This is a genomic window from Isoptericola sp. NPDC057559 (assembly GCF_042801555.1).
Taxonomy (GTDB): domain Bacteria; phylum Actinomycetota; class Actinomycetes; order Actinomycetales; family Cellulomonadaceae; genus Isoptericola.
In genome coordinates this window covers 1-17188 of the sequence record NZ_JBHVFQ010000013.1, presented here as the reverse complement: position 1 = coordinate 17188, position 17188 = coordinate 1, and the positions used below count along the sequence as shown (strand labels likewise).

Sequence of the window (17188 nt, the reverse complement as noted above, 5' to 3'; positions counted from 1 at the left end):
GATCAACGCTCTCGAGGCAGTGTTCACCGGTCTTCTGGTGGTCGTGACCGTCACGATCATGTGGTTCGCCGGCTACGTCGTCTACAAGCTGTTCCAGGGCCAGCGCTGATGCCCTTCGCCTTCCCCGAGGGCCTCGCGCCCGAGGTGTACCCGCTCGCGTGGCTCGTGGGCCGCTGGCGGGGCGAGGGCGTGATCGAGTACACCGGCATCGACGAGACGCCGTTCGTGCACGACCTCGTCTTCGACCACGACGGCGGCCCGTACCTGCGCTTCGAGTCCACGCTGCGCGTGCGCTCCGGCGCGGCCGCCGACGGCGAGGGCACGGACGAGGCGGGCGACGAGCCCGACACCATCTGGTCGACGGAGACCGGCTACTGGCGCGTGTCCAGCGACCGGCCCGAGGGGCTCGAGGACGACCGGCACGCGCTCGAGGTGCTCGTCACCGACGCGTCCGGCCGGCTGTCGCTGTTCCTCGGGGTGGCCGGCAACGGCCGCATCGACCTCGCCACCGACTTCGTGGCCCGCACGTCCACCGCCGCCGAGGTCACCGCGGCCAAGCGGCTGTACGGGCTGGTCGAGGGCCGGCTCATGTGGGTCGAGGAGCTCGCCGCGTTCGGGCACCCGCTCGGCTCGTACGCCTCCGCCCAGCTCGACCGCGTCGAGACCGACTGAGGAGCCACCCGATGGACTCACCCCTGCTCGACCGCCACGGAGCGGTGCCCGCCACGGGCGCCGACGAGGGCGTGGCCTGGCACTACGGCGACCCGGTGGCCGAGCAGCGCGCCCTCGCGCGCGGCGGCGCCGTCGTCGACCAGTCGCACCTGGGCGTCGTGCGGGTGGCGGGCCCCGACCGGCTGTCCTGGCTGCACTCGATCACGTCGCAGGACGTGCAGGCGATGCCGCCCCGCACGTCCACCGAGCTGCTGGTGCTGTCGCCGCAGGGGCACGTCGAGCACGCCGCGGGCGTCGTCGACGACGGCGAGGCCACCTGGCTGGTCACCGAGGGCGACCACGCCGCGCCGCTGGCCGCCTGGCTCGAGCGCATGAAGTTCATGATGCGGGTCGAGATCGCCGACCTCTCCGCCGAGTACGCCGCGGTGGGGGAGCCCGTCGCCGCCGAGGGCGCCGAGGGCGAGCCCGTGACCTGGTGGGACACCTGGCCCCGCGTCTCCGCCGGCGGCACCCGGTACGGGCCGCCGGAGGCCGACCACCCCGGCATGGACCGCCCGTGGCGGCTCGTCCTCGTGCCGCGCGCCGACCTGCCGGCCGCCGTCGCCGAGCGCGAGGCCGCCGGCTGGAAGCTCGCCGGCACCTGGGCCACCGAGGCGCTCCGCGTCGAGGCCTGGCGCCCGCGGCTCGACCACGAGGTCGACCACCGCAGCGTCCCGCACGAGCTGGACTGGCTGCGCACCTCCGTCCATCTCCACAAGGGCTGCTACCGCGGGCAGGAGACCGTCGCGCGCGTGCACAACCTCGGCCGCCCGCCGCGGCGCCTCGTGCTGCTGCACCTCGACGGCTCCCAGCACGTCGTCCCCGAGGCGGGGGCGCAGGTGTTCGTCGGCGGCGCCGAGGGGCGCGCCGTGGGTACCGTCACGACGGTCGCCCGGCACCACGAGCTGGGCCCGGTCGCCCTCGCGGTGGTCAAGCGGTCCGTGCCCGAGGACGCCGAGCTCACCGTGGTGGGCGACGTCGGCGGACAGGAGCTGCAGGTCGCGGCGGCGCAGGAGGTCGTGGTGCCGGGCGACGGCGTCTCGGCCGACCGGCCCGACGCCCACGGCCCGCTGACGCGCGGGCTGACCCCGCGCGGGTCGGACGCCCCGCAGAGCCTGCTGTGACGCCCGCCGCCGGGCCGTCCCGGCCGACGCCCGGGGTGCCGGGGACGGCGTGAGCGGGGCCGCGGGGGGCGAGGGCGGCACGCCGGTGTCCCGGCGCGCCGGCGCCGCGGCGCGGGCCGCCCTGCGCACCCTGCCCCGGCGGATCCGCATCCGGCAGGGCGTCTCCCGGGTGCGGGTCTCGTTCTGGCCGATCGTCCAGGCCGCGCTCGCGGCCGGCGTGGCCTACGGGCTCGCCACCGTGGTGCTGGGGCACACCCAGCCGTTCTTCGCGGCCGTCGCCGCGTGGGTCTGCCTGGGGTTCAGCTTCGACCGCGACCTGCGCAAGGTCGCCGAGGTGGCCGCGGGGGTGGCGCTCGGGGTGGGCCTGGGCGACGTCATGGTCCACCTCATCGGGTCCGGCTGGTGGCAGATCGCGCTGGTCATGGCGGTCTCGGCCATGATCGCCCGGTTCATCGACCGCGGACCCCTCGTGACGATCCAGGCCGGCGTGCAGGCGGGCGTCGTCGTCGGCCTGCCCCTGTCGGTCGCGGCCAACGGCGCGTTCGGGCGCTGGACCGACGCCCTCGTGGGCGGCGGGGTCGCGCTCCTCGTCGCCCTGCTCACCCCGGGCGACCCGCGGCGCCGCATCCGCGCGCTGGCGCAGGAGGCGACCCGCGAGCTGGCCCTGACGCTGGAGTCCGTCGCGCGCGGGCTGCGCGACGGCGACCCCGACGAGCTCGCCGCCGCGCTGGTGCGCGGCCGCGCCGCCGAGAAGGTGCTCGAGGACTGGCAGGACGTGGCGCGCACCTCCGACGACATCGCGCGGGTGAGCGTCAACCGGCTGCTGCGCGCCGAGATCACGCGGCTGCACGCGCAGGCGGTACTGGTGGACAGGGCCATGCGCAGCGTGCGCGTGCTCGCCCGCCGCACCCCCGCCGCGCTGCGGTCGCTGGGCGTGCTGCTGGAGGACGACGGCGACCACCGGGTGGCCGCGGCGTCGCTGTCGGGCCACCTCCCGCCGCCGCCGCAGGTGGACCCGGTGGCCGACCCCGTGGCGGACCTGGTCGTGCGGTTCGCCCACGGCGTGCGGCTGCTGGCGAGCGCGCTGGGTGCCGGCGACGACCCCGTCGACGCCCGCCGGGTGCTGGCCGAGGTCGCCGCCGACGCCGACCCGCGCACCCTGGGGGAGGGGTACTGGCAGGTGCAGTCCCTCGTGCTGCTGCTGCGCTCGCCGCTCGTCGACACGCTCGAGGCGGCGGGCATGACGCCCGACCTCGCCCGCGCCGCCCTGCCGGAGATGTGACCGCGAGGCGGTCCCGGCTCAGCGCGTCTCGACGACGTCCGTGTCGTCGGCCAGGAGCTCGTGCGTCAGCTGCTCCACGAGCTCGTCGACCTCGGGCTCGTCGCCGTCGGGCCACTCGGCCACGTAGCGCCGCAGCCGGCGCCGCTCGGCGTCGCGGATGGACTCCGCCTCGGCGTCGCCCGCGGCCGTGGCGCGCACGGTGTCGCCGTCGACCTCGACCAGGCCGCGCGCGGCGAGCGAGTCCGCGACGCCGCGCACGGTGTCGGGGGACACCTCCGTGCGCTCGGCCATCAGCCGCACCGAGCGGGTGCCCTTGAGCGAGACCCGCGTGACCATCCACGCCTCCTCGGGCGAGAGGTCGGAGTCGCGCTCGATCAGCTCGTAGACGCGCAGCGGGTCCTGCTTGCCGACCCGCCGCCACAGGATGAGGCGCAGCTCGTCGAGGGAGGTGCGGGCCGCGCCCACCGCGAACGTGTCGCCGGCCGCCTGGCCGGCGCTGCCCGGCCCGGCGCCGCGGGTCGCGCTGCGGAGCTCGACCTCGGGCAGCAGCCAGGTGAGGAGGAACGCGAGTGCGGCCACGGGCACGGCCCACAGGAAGACGACGTGCAGCGAGGCCGCGTACCCGTCGAGGAACCAGCTCTGCACCTCGGGGGGACACTGCGCGACGGTCTGCGTCGAGGCGGTCAGGGCGCCTGGCGCGCACGGGCCCTGCGCGGCGGCGGGGACGGCGGTGGTGAGCTCGACCGCGAGCCGGTTCGCGAAGACGGTGCCGAACACCGCGACGCCCACGGACGACCCGATGGTGCGGAAGTAGGTGGCGCCCGACGTCGCCGTGCCGAGGTCCTTGTAGTCGACGGCGTTCTGGACGGCGATGACCAGCACCTGCGTGACCATGCCGAGGCCCGCGCCGAGCACGAACATGCTCAGGCCCGCCTGGAGCGTCGACGTGTCGCGCCCCATGAGCGAGAGCAGGTAGAGCCCGGCGGTCGTGATGGCGGTCCCGAGGATCGGGTACACCTTGTACCGCCCCGTGCGCGAGATGAGCTGGCCGGACCCGATCGAGGTGATCAGCATCCCGAGCATCATCGGCGTCATCTCGAGGCCGGACTCGGTGGGGGTGGAGCCCTTGACGGTCTGCAGGTACAGCGGCAGGTAGGTGATCGCGCCGAACATCGCGAACCCGACGACGAACCCGACGACCGCGGAGACGGTGAACACCTTGCTGCGGAACAGGTGCAGCGGCAGCACCGGCTCGGGGGCGCGGCGCTCGACGACGACGAACGCGACGACGCCGAGCACGGCCACCGCGGCCATGGCCCACACGGCGACGGAGTCCCACGCCCAGGTGGTGCCGCCGAGGCTCGTGACCAGCACGATCGCGGTCGAGACCGTGGCGAGCAGGATGATGCCCGCGTAGTCGATGCGGGGCTTGCGGCCCGCCTCGATGTGGGGCAGGACGGACGCGACGACGAGCAGCGCGACGATCCCGATGGGGACGTTGATGTAGAAGACCCAGCGCCAGTCGAGGTTGTCGACGAAGAACCCGCCGAGGAGCGGCCCCGCGACCGACGAGACGCCGAAGACCGCGCCGAAGAAGCCCTGGTACTTGCCGCGCTCCCGGGGCGGGACGACGTCGCCGATGATCGCCTGGGACAGCACCATGAGCCCGCCGCCACCGACGCCCTGCACGGCCCGCCACACGATGAGCTGGCCCATCGTCTGCGACGTGCCGGAGAGGATCGAGCCCACCAGGAAGATGACGATGCAGGCGATGAACAGCGCCTTGCGCCCGTACAGGTCGCCGAGCTTGCCCCACAGCACCGTGGTGGCGGTGCTGGCGAGCATGTAGGCCGTCACGACCCACGACAGGTGCTCCGCCCCGCCGAGGTCGGACACGATCGTCGGGAGCGCCGTCGCGACGATGGTCTGGTCGAGGGCGGCGAGCAGCATCGCGAGCATCAGCCCGCCGAAGATCGCCAGGACCCGGCGCTGGGGCAGAGCTTCGGGCTCGGACGTCGGTGCGCTCGGTGCGGCCATCGGTTGCCCTCTCGGCTCGGGCGGACGACGGCGTCCGCGCGGTGGAGCTTGCGTCCTGCTTCGCAGGCTCGCACGGTCTTCCGCCGACGGCACGGCGAACCACCGCGGCGAGATGCGGTGCACGTGCAGCACCTGTTGTCGTCGAGTAGTTGATGAGATACAGTACTTGTCGTGATGCAGCGAGACGAGACCTCGACGGCGGACGACGCGTTCTCCGCCGACCTGCTGCGTGGTCACACCGACACGATCGTGCTCGCGACGCTCCGTCGCGGGGACCGCTACGGCTTCGAGATCTACAAGACGATCCGCGACGCCACCGGCGGTGCGCACGAGATCAAGGAGGCCACGCTCTACGCGACGTACCGCCGCCTGACCAAGGACGGGCTGGTCGAGGCCTACTGGGGCGACGAGTCCCAGGGCGGGCGCCGCAAGTACTACCGGATCACCGACGCCGGCCGCGCCGTGTACCGGCGCAACGTCGCCGCGTGGGTCGCCACCCGCGACGTCATCGACTCCCTCCTCCGCACGGACCGCACAGACAAGGACACCCCGCGATGACCACCGTCCACCGCCTCCTCGACGACGCGTTCGCCGGCGTCGAGCCGTCCCCCGAGGTCCAGGACCTCAAGGAGGAGATCCGGGCGAACCTCGAGGCCCGCGCCGCCGAGCTGCAGGCCGGCGGCGCCACCCCGGACGACGCCGCCCGCCGCGCCTTCGACGAGCTGGGCGACGTCCGCGCGATCGTCGCCGAGGCGCAGGCGGACGTCGTCGCCGCGACCGGGGGCGAGCCGCGCACGGTGCTGCAGGAGGCCTTCGCGGCCGCCCAGCAGCAGCGCGTGCGGCCCCGGCCGGGCTTCGTCGTCGGCGTCGTGGTCGCGGCCACGGTGCTCGTCGCGGCGCTCGCGTTCGCGGGCCTGGCGGCGGCCGGCGCCTTCGCGTTCGACCTCCCGGGCATCGTGTACGCGGCGCTGCTGCTCACGGCCGCCAGCGCGGCCGGGTTCGTCGTGGGGCTCTCGCTGTCGCAGGAGACGACCACGAACCACCCGGTGCCGTCCCGCCGCGCCGGCGGCTACTACCTCGCCACGGGGCTCACGGTCCTCGCGCTGCTCCTGGCGCTGTTCACCGCGCTCGGCGCGTTCGACGCGTGGATGTACGTCGTCGCCGGCGCCGCGTTCGTCGTCGGCGGCACCCTGTTCACCCTGCTCGGCGTCACCCAGACCAACCGCAAGAAGGCCTGGGTGCGGGACGTCGCGCGGGCGCAGGCCACCGGCCACGACTTCGACCGGTTCGACCAGGACCCGGCCGCCGCCGCGCGGTTCGGCGTCTACACGGTCGTCATCTGGCTGACGGCGTTCGTCGTGTTCGTCGTCCTCGGCCTCACCGTCGGCTGGGCCTGGTCCTGGCTGACCTTCGTCGTCGCCCTCGCGGTGATGATGCTCGTCCTCGCGCGGATGCTCTTCACCCCGAAGGACGCGCGCGACAAGTGACACAAGAACGGTCCCGGGCGACTGCCATCGCCCGGGACCGGTGGCTCGGGTCCGGTGCACGACCGCACCACGAGACGCACTCCCACCCTAGGGCGTGCGCCGGACCCTCCGACCGCGGGAAGACCCCGCCAGGAGGAAGCATGTCCTCGACCCTGCAGGGGTCGGCCCCGGCGATCGACGTCGCCGGGCTGACCAAGACCTACGGCTCCGGCCCTGCCGCACGACGAGGTGCCCGCCCCGTGCGCGCGCTCGACGGGCTGGACCTCACCGCCGCGCACGGCAGCGTGCTCGGCCTCCTCGGCCCCAACGGGGCCGGGAAGTCCACGACCGTGAAGATCCTCGCCACGCTGTCGCGGCCCGACGCCGGCACCGCCCGCGTGGCCGGGCACGACGTCGTGCGCGACCCCGGCGCCGTCCGCCGCGCCATCGGCTACGTGGCCCAGCGCCCCGTCACCGACCCCATGGGCACCGGGCGCGAGAACCTCGTGCTGGCCGGCCGCCTCCAGGGGCTGCGGGCCGGCGAGGCCAGGTCGCGCGCCGACGAGCTGCTCGAGCGCTTCGGCGTCGCGCACGCCGCCGACCGCCTCGTGAAGACCTGGTCCGGCGGGATGGCGCGCAAGCTCGACGTCGCCGTCGGCCTCGTGCACCGGCCGCAGGTGCTGTTCCTCGACGAGCCCACCACCGGCCTCGACCCCGAGGCGCGCTCCGCGATGTGGTCGGAGATCGAGCGCATGGCGCTCGGCGACGGGATGACGATCCTGCTCACCACGCACTACCTGGACGAGGCCGACCGGCTCGCCGACCAGGTCGTCATCGTGGACGCGGGCCGCGTCGTCACCGCCGGCACCCCCGACGCCCTCAAGGACGGGCTGCGGGGCGACGGCGTCACCGTCGAGCTCGACGACGGCGCCGCCGCGAAGGCCGCCGCACCCGTGGCCGCCGGCGTGCCCGGCGTCGTCGACGTCGCGGCCGACGGCCGCACCCTGCGAGCCCGGGCCGACGCGGGCGCCACCGCCCTCCCGGCGCTGCTCGCGGCCCTCGACGCCGCGGGCCTGGGCGTCCGTGCCGCGGGGCTGTCGCGGCCCACCCTCGACGACGTCTACCTGCGGCACACGGGCCGCAGCCTGGAGGCCGCCAACCGGGCGGCCGGGACCGCCGGCGAGCGTGCCGGCGCCGAGGCCACGGAGGTGGCGGCATGAGCACCGCGACGATCGACCCCGCTGCGACGCGCCCCCCGCGCCCCGAGCCCCGCCGCACGAGCGCGCTGACCCAGGCGCGGCTCCTCACCGCCCGGCAGGCCCGGCAGGGCATGCGCATCCCCGTCTTCATGGTGATGAACCTGCTGCAGCCGATGATCTGGCTGCTGCTGTTCGGGCAGCTCTTCCGCTCCGTCATCGAGATCCCCGGCTTCGCCGGCGGCGCCGACGTCAGCTATCTCGAGTACCTCACGCCCGGCGTCGTCATGATGACCGCGATGGGCGGCGCCGCCTGGGCCGGCACCACCTTCGTGCAGGACATGGACCGCGGCGTCATGGACCGCTTCCTCGCCTCGCCGACCAGCCGCGGCGCCCTGCTGTCCGCCACGATGGCCTGGTACGCGCTGCTCGCGTGCGGCCAGGCGCTGGTGGTCGTCGGCGTGGCGTGGCTCGGTGGCGCGCGGTTCGCGGGCGGCGTGCCGGGCGTGCTGGTGATGCTGGTCGCCGTGGCGCTGCTGAGCTGCCTGTTCGCCGCGCTCTCCGGCGCGGTCGCGCTGCTCACCCGCCAGCAGGAGGCGCTCATCGGCGTCTCCCAGCTGCTCACCATCCCGCTGATGTTCCTGTCCTCGGCCGTCATGGACCCGTCCCTCGCGCCGGACTGGATCGCCACCGCCGCCAAGGTCAACCCGTTCGACTGGGCGGTCGTCGTGGCCCGCGACGCCCTGCAGGGTTTCGCCGACCCCGGCACCGTGTGGCTGCACCTCGGCCTCCTCGCCGCGGCCGTCGCCGTCATGGGCGGGCTGGCGTCGCTGGCGTTCCGCGCGTACCGCCGGGCCGTCTGACGGGTCCTGTGGTCGGGACCGCGTGGGGCGGGGACATTCGTGTCGCGAGGCGCGCCATCCGCCGCTCGTCCCTCGCGGCTCCCGCCAGGCCCGACCAGCCTCGCGACACGAATGTCCCCGCCCCACGCTCTGCCCGTCCCGCGACGTCGCGCGCCCGCGGCACGCGCCCCCAGGTCGGCACTGTCGGGCGAGTGGGTCTGGACGGTACGGTCGTCGGTCATGGAGGTCTCCGTCAGCGCGCTGCGCGCCGAGCTCAAGTCGTGGATCGAAAAGGCTCGTGCGGGCGAGGAGGTCGTCATCACCGAACGCGGGGTGCCGGTCGCCCGGCTGTCGGGGGTGCAGACCGCGGACCTGGTCGCCGACCTGGTGCGCGACGGCCTGCTCACGCCCGCCGCGACGGAGCGGCCCGTGCACGCGGGGCCCGACGACGACGCCGCGGCCGCGGCCCGGCCGGCCCCGCGCCCGGCGGCCCGGCCCGCGTCGCGCCCGGCGGCCCGGCCCGCGTCGCGCATGTCCGACCTGGTGCGCCGCATCCGGCGCTGAGCCCCACCGCACGACCACCGCACCACCACGCACGACCCCGCACCACCGACGACCGGACGGAGCAGGATGGCCCTCGTCTACTTCGACGCCAGCGCGCTGGTGAAGCTGTGCGTCCGCGAGCCCGGCTCCGGGCTGGCGAGCGCGCTGTGGAACCGCGCCGACGTCGTCGTCAGCTCACGCATCGCCGACGCGGAGGTGCGGGCGACGCTCGCGGCAGGGGAGCGGGCCGGCGTCCTCGACCCGCTCGCGCGCCGCCGCGGCGCCGCGATCTGGGACGAGCTGAGCGCCGGGCTGCACACCCTCGAGGTGACGCCCGAGATCTCCGAGCGGGCCGCCGAGCTGCTCGCGTCGTGCCCCGTGCCGCTGCGCGCCGCGGACGCCTTGCACGTGGCGAGCGCGCTCGCCGTCGCCCACGAGGACACCGTCGTCGCGGCCTGGGACGAGCACGTCGCGGGGGCCGCGCGCTCCCGCCGGATGCGCGTGCTCCCTTAGGCTCGGCAGGTGATCTCCGCCGCCATCGGGTCCCTCCAGTACTTCCTGCTCATCGCGCTCGCGGTCGTGGTGTTCGTGGTGCAGCTCGTCGCCTTCGTCGACGCCGCCCGCCGCCCGGCCCGCGCGTACGTGTCCGAGGGGAAGCTGACCAAGAACATCTGGCTGCTCATCCTCGGCGTCGCGGCGCTGATCGGGCTGTTCGGGCTGCCGCCGATGCTCATGACGGCCGGCTCGTTCTTCAACGTCATCGCCACGACCCCCGCGATCATCTACTGGGTGGACGTGCGGCCCAGGATCAAGCCGTACGGCGCCGGCGGGGGCCGCCGCCCGCAGGGCCCGACGGGCGGCTGGTGACGTGGCGGGCGAGGCGACGGCCGGCGTGACGCTCCTGCCCGGCGCGCCCGTGGCCCTCGGCGCGGTGCCCCTGGCCGAGGTGGTGCGCGGCGACCTCGTCGAGTCGGTGCACCTGGGCCACCTGGTCGTGCTGGGGCCGGACGGCGACGTCCGCCTGGAGCTCGGCGACCCGGCCACGACGATCTGGCCGCGGTCGTCGGTGAAGCCGCTGCAGGCGCTCGCCATGCTGCGCTCCGGCCTCGACCTGCCGGACCGGCTCCTCGCGCTGGCGGCCGCCAGCCACAGCGGCGCGCCCGAGCACCTGGCCGGGGCGCGCGAGATCCTCGCGGGCGCCGGGCTCGACGAGTCGGCGCTGCGCAACACGCCGGACCTGCCGCTCGGCCGCGCCGAGTCCCTGGCCTGGCAGGAGGCGGGCCGCGGCCCGGAGCAGATCGCGCAGAACTGCTCGGGGAAGCACGCCGCCATGCTCGCGACCTGCGTCGCGGCCGGCTGGGACACGCAGACCTACCTCGACCCGGGGCACCCGCTGCAGCGGGCGGTGCGGGCCGCCGTCGTCGAGCTCACGGGTGACGACGACCAGCACGTCACCACCGACGGGTGCGGCGCGCCCCTGTTCTCCACGAGCGTGCGGGGGCTGGCGCGGTCGTTCGGCCGGCTCGCGGCGGCCGGCCGCTCCGGGGACGGCGGCGACGCCGGGCGGATCGCGCGCGCGATGGCCGGGCACCCGGAGATGGTGGCGGGCCGCGGGCGCGAGGACACCCTGGTCATGACCGCCGTGCCGGGCACGATCGCGAAGATCGGGGCGGACGGCGTGTGCGCGGCGGGCCTGCCCGACGGGTCCGCCGTCGCGTTCAAGATCCTCGACGGCGGCGACCGGCCGCGCCCGGCGATCCTCGCGGCCGCCGTGCACGCCGCGGGTGCGGCGGGCGTCTCGGGCGCCGACCTGGCGGCGCTGGACGCCGTCGGCGCGACGCCCGTGCTCGGCGGCGGCGCGCCGGTCGGGGCCGTGCGCCCGGCGTTCGTGGTGGCCGGCGCGTGAGGGCGGTCGTGCAGCGCGTGACGCGCGCGAGCGTCACGGTGGCCGGCGAGGTCGTGGGCGCGATCGACCGGCCGGGACTGCTCGCCCTGGTCGGCGTGACGCACGACGACGGCGCCGCCGAGGTGGCCACCGTCGCCCGCAAGATCGCCGAGCTGCGCATCCTGCGCGACGAGCGCTCGGCGGCCGACGCGGGGGCGCCCGTGCTCGTGGTCAGCCAGTTCACCCTCTACGGCGACGCCCGCAAGGGCCGCCGGCCCACCTGGAACGCGGCGGCGCCGGGCCCGGTCGCGGAGCCGCTGGTGGACGCCGTGGTCGCGGACCTGCGCGCCCGGGGGCTCGAGGTCGCGACGGGGCTGTTCGGCGCGGATATGGCCGTCGAGCTGGTGAACGACGGCCCGGTGACTATATTGGTGGAGACCTGACAAATCGCTGACCTGCGTAGATGCAGGTCAGGGGGGAGATCGCCAGGTCGCCGCCGCCGAGCACCGACGCTCGGCACGAGACGGGAGGCCGACGATGACCTCGATCCGGGACGGCGCTACCTCCTGGCGCTCCTCACCCGCCCTCCGCGCGCGGCCCGTCGCACCGCAGGTCGTGCGGCGCGTGGCGACGCTGGTCGGCGGGGAGTCCGACGCGCTCGCCCAGACGCTCGCGCTGCTCACGCCGCGGCAGCTCGCCGGGACGGAGGCGCTGCCCGACCCGCTCCCCGTGACCGCCGCCGTCCGCGCGGCGACGCCCGCCGGGTCCGGCGCCCTCGACGCCGAGGACCGAGCCGTCCTGCTCGCCGCGGGCGTGCTCGTCGTGGACCGGGTGGACGTGCTCCTCGGCGCCACCGGCACCGACGTCGACCGGCTCCTCGCCCCGCCGCTCGCCGAGCACCTGCGCCTCGCCGACGGCCGCTTCCGCGTGGCCGACCCCCGCGTGCGCGCCGTCGTGCACGAGGACGCCGACCTCACCGAGCGCACCGCGGTGCATGCGGCCCTGGCCGCCGAGCTCGAGCGTGCGGGGGAGGCGGGCGCCGCCCGCTGGCACGCCGCCCTCGCCACCCTGGCCGGCGACCCGGCGCTCGCCGAAGGGCTCGTGCGGCTCGCCGAGCAGCGGCTCGCCCAGGGCAACGCCGTCCTGGCCCACGCGGTCGCGCGGGAGGCCGCGAGCCACGGCACGGGCGAGGTGCGGGCGCGGGCGTTCCTCGTCGCAGGCCGGGCGGCTCTGCTCGCCGGGCACCTGCACGACGCCGCCGGCTGGCTCGACCGGGTCGCGAGCACCGGCGTCGCGGCCGTGCAGGAGGACGCCGAGCTCGCCAGCACCGCCGTGCGGGCGCTCGCCGGCACAGGGACCGGCACCGGCGCCGGGTCCGACGCCGGCGACCCGCCCGGCGTCCGCCTGGCCCGCGCCGTCGTCCCGGTCGCCCGCGCCGTCGGGTCGTCCGCCGACCGGGCCGCGGTGGTGGCCGTCGTCGAGGCGCTCGCCCGGCTGGACCGGGACCCGCGGGGCGCGGACCAGGTGCTCGCGCGGGCCGTCGTGACGGCGGTGCCCGCGGGCGACCCGGCCGCCTGGGCGCAGGCCGACGCCCTCACGCCGCTCGCGGAGGCGCACCTGCGGGCCGTGCAGGCGCTGCTCCTGGTGCGCGGCGGCGACACCCAGCAGGCGGCGCGCGTCCTCGACGACGCGGCCGGCCGCCTGCCGCTCGGGCACGTCGTCGGCGGGCTGGCCGCCGAGGTGGCCCGCTGCGCCGGCTCGGACACGGTCGCTGCCGGTCTGCGCGCGGCCGGCCCCGAGCCCGCCGCGGCCACCGTCGCCGCGGCGAGGGCCGTCGGGTGCGTCCGCCCGGCCGCGGCGCCGTCGCTGGTGGGCAGCGCCGTCCGGACCTGCCGGAGCGCGGGCGGGCGGGGCGCCGGCGCCCTGGGGGTCTGGGACGACTGGGCCGGTGTGCTCACCGCGCGCGAGCTCGACGTCGCCCGGCTGGTCGCCGACGGGCTCGCCAACAAGCAGGTGGCCGACCGGCTCTGCGTCTCCGTGCGCACCGTCGAGGTCCACCTCGGGCGCGTCTTCCGCAAGGTGGGCGTGAGCTCGCGGGGCGAGCTGACCGTCGTCGCGCACCGGCGGGCGTCCTGACCTGCGGCTCCGCCGCGGGCGTGCCCGGGGCCCGCGACGCCGTCGTCGCAGGTCGGCGGCGCCGGGACCTCGTCGAGGAGGCGGGGGAGCGCGAGGATCGACGGGAGCGGAGGATCAGTGCTCGGTGCGGCGGCGCCGGGCGGCGACGACGGCGACGGTGCCGGCGGCGACCAGGGCGGCGGCCGCGGCGACCAGGCCCGCGACGCCCGCGCCGGTCTGCGGCAGGAAGCTGGACGACGGCCCCGCCGGCGGGGCGGCCTCCGGCGGCACGGCGCCGGGGACGGTCGAGCCGGGCGTCGGGGTCGGGGTCGGGGTGGCGCCGGGCGGGTCGACGGCGCAGCTCGGCGACGACGGCGGGTAGCTGGCCGTCATCGTCAGCTCGGGGTTGACCTGCATCTTCACGTCGACGGACGGGCGCACCCAGTCGAACTCGTCGCCCTGCACCCAGACACCGTCCTCAAGGCGCCAGCCGGGCCAGTCGAGGGGCTTGCCGGCGGAGTCCACGACGGCGCCCGGCCAGAGCACGCGGCCGCTCAGCGGCAGGTCCGCCTGGACGACGTCGTCGCCGCCCGGGTTGAGCCACGTGATCGTCACGGTGGTGTTCGGCGTGCCCGTCGCGGTGACCGCGTAGCGCAGGTACGGCACGTCGCCGTCGCACTCGGGCTGGAAGATCTGGGCGGTGAGCGTCGGGACCTCGGGCGGCGCGTACTCCGTGGTGGCCGGGCTGGGGCTCGGGTCGGTGACCGCCGCGGCGGGCGTCGCTGCGAGCGTGGCGCCGCCGCCCAGGAGCAGGGCGACGGCGACACCGGCGGCGTTGCGTGCGTGGGCCATCTCGACTCCCTCGGGCGGTGCTCATGTGGGCTTCCTCGGTCGCTCACGCTAGCGGCGCCGTCGCCCGGCGCACCCCGCCTCACCCGGGTGAAACCCCTGGCAGGAGACGTCTTCACCCGGGTGAGGCCTCAGTCGCAGACCGGCGCCTCGACGTCGAGGAGGCCGCCGCTCGTCAGGGTCGGGGTGGACCACACCTCGAGCCGACCGGCCGGGGTGCCGCCGTCCGCGCCCTCCCGGCCGCCGCCCGCCGCCGGCACCGTCAGGCGCAGCGTGGTGCTCTCGCCGGGGGCGAGCGCGACGGTCACCGACTGGGTCGCGCGGCCGTGCGTCGTGCGCGCGTCGCCGCCGACGGCCGCGCCGTCCCGCTCCACGCGCGGGGTCCCGCCGTCGCGGGGCCCGGCCACCGTCACCCCGAGGCTGAGGGTCCCCGGCGGGTGCGCGCCGCCGGGCAGCCCCGCGACGTACGAGGGGAGCGCCGTCGCGGCGTCCTCCGGCGCGGTCGACGCGAGGGTGAGCTCCAGCGTGTCCACCCGCCCGGACGCGGTGCACTCGGAGCCGACGACGCTCAGCGCGGAGTCCAGGTAGGCCGACATCTTCCCGGACACGTGGTCGGTGAGGAACACCCCCACGGCGTCCGCGGCGCGCGGCGCGGACGAGTACGAGCCGGCCACGAGCGTGCCCTCGAGCCGCGACTCCTCGGCGTCGTGGGCCGACCAGATGCGCAGGCGGTGCTCGCCGGCCGCGCGCTGCAGAGCGGTCAGCAGCGTCTCGGGGCCGACGTCCGCGGCGGTGGCACGCCCGAGGACCACCGCGGCGGTCTCGGCGTAGAACTGGTCCGCCGTCGCGGGGTCCAGGACGTCGTACACGCGGCGCAGGAGCACGTCGACGACGTTCTCCGCCGTCAGCTCGACGCCGTCCCGGCCGAGCGCCTCGGCGACCGGCCCGGACAGCGGCACCCGCACCGGCCCGGTCCCGGCGAGCAGGAACGACAGCGCCACGGGGTCGGTCGCGAGGACGCCGTCGACCCGCTCGCCCTGGTTGCGGGCCCACATCTCGGCGGCCAGCGCGGCCGTGGTCGGGAAGTCGGGCGTGGCGGTGACGTCCTGCACGAACATGCCGAGCCGGCCCGTCGCGGCGGCCTCGTCGTCGGCGGACAGCGGGAGCACGGGCTCGCGGAACGACGGGAAGTCGGCGGCGGCGACCTGCCGCACCACGGTGAAGCGCCCCTGGTCGACGCGCAGCAGGATCAGCGCCCCGGGGATGCCGCCGCCCTCGCGGAGCTCCGCCGTGCTCATGCTGAGCACGAGGTAGGTCCGCGGGCCGTCCGCGCCGAGCATCGCGGGGGCGAGCGCGGCGGCACGGTCGCCGGTGGCCACGACGGCGGCGAGCTCGTCCACCTGGTCGCGCAGGGTGGCGACCGGGCCGGCCAGCTGGGGCAGCAGGTCTGCGGGATCGACGGCGTCGAGGCGCGCGAGCGAGGCGTCCACCGACCGCTGCGCCGCCGCCATGCCCGGCGCCGCCGCGGCCAGCGGCGCGAGGTCGAGGCCGCCGTCGGGCGTGCGGGCCGTGGCGGGGACGGCGTCGGCCAGGCCGGCGAGGGCGGGCAGGACGTCGTCGGTGACGTCGTCGAGGACGACGGCGACGTCCGCGGCGGCCCCGGCCGACGGCCCGATCAGGGGCGTGCGGGCGGCGAGCCACCACAGCGGCCCGTCGGTGGCCTCGCGGGCGACCGTCGTCTGGTGGCGCAGCTCCGCCAGCGCGGGCGAGGAGGCGAGCGTCGCCGACGTGCCGGCGTCGCCCTCGGCGCGCGCGCCCGCGCGCAGCTCCTCCGAGACGACCGGGACCTGCGCGGCCGCGCGGGTCAGCGCCGTGCGCGCCGCCAGGGCGTCGCGCACCAGCAGCAGCCCGCACACGGCGACCGCGAGCAGGGCGAGGCACACGCCCAGCAGCACCCACCGGCCGACCCGCCGCCGCCGGCGTGGCGCCGGGGTGACGGGGTCCGCCGCGGGAGGCGCCTGGCCGGTGTCGACGGTCATGTCGGCACGGTAGGTCCGTCCGGACCGGGCGGAGGGATGAATCTGCGGGTGATGTCCGTGCGCGCGGGTGCAAGGCTCGTGGTCACGACGACACATTCGCGGCGAGGGGAGGCGCGTACCGGTGCGCGCCCAGGACCGCAGGAGGCCCGGTGGACCCGGACGAGACCGTGCGCGGCGACGCGCCGGCGGGAGACGACGCGACGTGGTTCGACGCGCTGTTCGCCGCGCACGCGGGGGCGGTGCACCGCTACCTGGTGCGGCGCCTGCCGGCCGGCGGGGCGGACGCGGAGGACCTGGCGGCCGACGTGCTCGCCACCGCGTGGCGCCGCCGGGACGACGTGCCCCGCGGCGCCGAGCTGCCCTGGCTCTACCGGACGGCGGGCTACGTCCTGGCCAACCACCGGCGCAAGTCGCGGCCCACGCCGGTCGCGCTGGTGCCGGAGGTGCCCGAGGACGTCGACCCCGCCGCGCTCGCGCTCGACGACGACCACGTGCGCGCCGTCCTCGCCCGGCTGTCGCCGCGCGACCGGCGCATCCTCCTGCTGGTGGCGTGGGAGGGCCTGGACGGCGAGGGGCTCGCGCAGGTGCTCGGGGTGTCGCGCGGCGGGGCGGACGCCGCGCTGTCCCGCGCGCGGGCGCGGCTGCGCACGGCGTGGGACGCGGAGTCCGCCGCCGCGCCGCCGGACGACGGCGAGGCCGCGCAAGCGGGCACGCGATGACGACACAGACGGGGTGCACGACGCCCGCCGCGACGGCGGGCCGCGACGCCGGGAGGACAGCATGAGCCGCGACGAGGGTCGGCACGAGACGCAGGGACCGACGCCGGGCGAGCCCCAGGAGCCGGGGGACGCGGCGTTCGACCGCCTCCGGGCGGCGGACCCGGCGGCGGGCGTCGGGACGCCCGCCGGGCTCCGCGCGAACGTCGACGGGCGGCTGGCGGAGGACGGTCCCGCCGCGGTGCCGGGGGCCGGGACCCCCGGCGCGGCCGTCGCCCGCGACGAGGCCGTCGTCGACGAGCTCGCCGCGCGCCGCCGCCGGAGGCCGTGGCTGGCCGCCGCGGCCGTGGCGGCGTTCGCCGTCGTGGGCGGGGGCGGCTACC

The 17188-nt window shown here is 76.8% G+C and carries 17 protein-coding genes and 1 pseudogene; 15 read left to right on the top strand and 3 right to left on the bottom strand.

Annotation, left to right across the window (positions count from 1 at the left end; translation table 11 throughout):
* Positions 1-108 precede the first annotated feature (108 nt).
* The 3 genes from ACFU5J_RS13385 to ACFU5J_RS13375 are packed head-to-tail and all read left to right on the top strand — an operon-like array spanning position 109 to position 3117.
* Entirely contained in the window at positions 109-672 is a 564-nt protein-coding gene (locus ACFU5J_RS13385) for an FABP family protein (protein WP_430576716.1), read from the top strand.
* An 11-nt stretch (positions 673-683) separates the two neighbouring features.
* Positions 684-1835 (top strand): YgfZ/GcvT domain-containing protein, encoded by a 1152-nt coding sequence (locus ACFU5J_RS13380; protein ID WP_430579021.1) that lies wholly within the window; start codon positions 684-686, stop codon positions 1833-1835.
* A 49-nt stretch (positions 1836-1884) separates the two neighbouring features.
* Positions 1885-3117 carry an aromatic acid exporter family protein gene (locus ACFU5J_RS13375; RefSeq protein WP_430576714.1) on the top strand — a complete coding sequence of 411 codons (1233 nt, stop codon included), beginning with the start codon at positions 1885-1887 and terminating at the stop codon, positions 3115-3117.
* Between the two features lie 18 nt (positions 3118-3135).
* Here the strand turns inward: ACFU5J_RS13375 and ACFU5J_RS13370 are convergent, their stop codons facing one another.
* A complete protein-coding gene (locus ACFU5J_RS13370) occupies positions 3136-5154 on the bottom strand; it encodes a DHA2 family efflux MFS transporter permease subunit (RefSeq protein WP_430576713.1) in 2019 nt (672 codons plus the stop codon).
* Positions 5155-5328: 174 nt separating this feature from the next.
* Between ACFU5J_RS13370 and ACFU5J_RS13365 the strand changes: the two genes are divergently transcribed.
* The 10 genes from ACFU5J_RS13365 to ACFU5J_RS13320 all read left to right on the top strand — a co-directional run bounded on the left by ACFU5J_RS13365 (position 5329) and on the right by ACFU5J_RS13320 (position 13222).
* Positions 5329-5712, top strand: a complete 384-nt coding sequence (locus tag ACFU5J_RS13365; RefSeq protein WP_430576976.1) for a PadR family transcriptional regulator — start codon at positions 5329-5331, stop codon at positions 5710-5712.
* Positions 5709-6641, top strand: coding sequence for a permease prefix domain 1-containing protein (locus ACFU5J_RS13360; RefSeq protein WP_430579020.1), 933 nt, complete (start codon positions 5709-5711; stop codon positions 6639-6641). Before ACFU5J_RS13365 ends, ACFU5J_RS13360 begins: the two co-directional genes overlap by 4 nt.
* A 140-nt stretch (positions 6642-6781) precedes the next feature.
* Positions 6782-7840 (top strand): ABC transporter ATP-binding protein, encoded by a 1059-nt coding sequence (locus tag ACFU5J_RS13355; RefSeq protein ID WP_430579019.1) that lies wholly within the window; start codon positions 6782-6784, stop codon positions 7838-7840.
* Complete coding sequence (locus tag ACFU5J_RS13350; protein ID WP_430579018.1) at positions 7837-8679, top strand: ABC transporter permease; 843 nt, start codon at positions 7837-7839, stop codon at positions 8677-8679. The genes ACFU5J_RS13355 and ACFU5J_RS13350 overlap by 4 nt, the downstream gene beginning before the upstream one ends.
* A 219-nt stretch (positions 8680-8898) precedes the next feature.
* On the top strand, positions 8899-9222 hold the full coding sequence (locus ACFU5J_RS13345) for a type II toxin-antitoxin system Phd/YefM family antitoxin (RefSeq protein WP_430579017.1): 324 nt from the start codon (positions 8899-8901) through the stop codon (positions 9220-9222).
* A gap of 66 nt (positions 9223-9288) precedes the next feature.
* Positions 9289-9714, top strand: coding sequence for a type II toxin-antitoxin system VapC family toxin (locus ACFU5J_RS13340; protein WP_430576708.1), 426 nt, complete (start codon positions 9289-9291; stop codon positions 9712-9714).
* A 9-nt stretch (positions 9715-9723) separates the two neighbouring features.
* On the top strand, positions 9724-10068 hold the full coding sequence (locus ACFU5J_RS13335) for a DUF2516 family protein (protein ID WP_430576707.1): 345 nt from the start codon (positions 9724-9726) through the stop codon (positions 10066-10068).
* Between the two features lies 1 nt (position 10069).
* Positions 10070-11107 (top strand): asparaginase, encoded by a 1038-nt coding sequence (locus ACFU5J_RS13330; RefSeq protein WP_430579016.1) that lies wholly within the window; start codon positions 10070-10072, stop codon positions 11105-11107.
* Positions 11104-11529, top strand: a complete 426-nt coding sequence (gene dtd / locus ACFU5J_RS13325) for a D-aminoacyl-tRNA deacylase (protein WP_430576705.1) — start codon at positions 11104-11106, stop codon at positions 11527-11529. Before ACFU5J_RS13330 ends, dtd begins: the two co-directional genes overlap by 4 nt.
* Positions 11530-11623: 94 nt before the next feature.
* Positions 11624-13222, top strand: coding sequence for a LuxR C-terminal-related transcriptional regulator (locus ACFU5J_RS13320; protein WP_430579015.1), 1599 nt, complete (start codon positions 11624-11626; stop codon positions 13220-13222).
* Positions 13223-13336: 114 nt separating this feature from the next.
* Here ACFU5J_RS13320 and ACFU5J_RS13315 read toward each other — a convergent pair whose 3' ends face one another.
* Positions 13337-14053: an LPXTG cell wall anchor domain-containing protein gene (locus tag ACFU5J_RS13315; RefSeq protein ID WP_430579014.1), complete on the bottom strand. Its 717-nt coding sequence runs from the start codon at positions 14051-14053 to the stop codon at positions 13337-13339.
* 128 nt (positions 14054-14181) lie between these two features.
* Positions 14182-16089 carry a DUF4012 domain-containing protein gene (locus tag ACFU5J_RS13310; RefSeq protein ID WP_430579013.1) on the bottom strand — a complete coding sequence of 636 codons (1908 nt, stop codon included), beginning with the start codon at positions 16087-16089 and terminating at the stop codon, positions 14182-14184.
* 149 nt (positions 16090-16238) lie between these two features.
* Here ACFU5J_RS13310 and ACFU5J_RS13305 point away from each other — a divergent pair, with 149 nt between their 5' ends.
* Positions 16239-16808 (top strand): RNA polymerase sigma factor, encoded by a 570-nt coding sequence (locus ACFU5J_RS13305; RefSeq protein ID WP_430579012.1) that lies wholly within the window; start codon positions 16239-16241, stop codon positions 16806-16808.
* A 61-nt stretch (positions 16809-16869) separates the two neighbouring features.
* Positions 16870-17188: pseudogene (locus ACFU5J_RS13300) on the top strand (hypothetical protein); the annotation flags it as partial.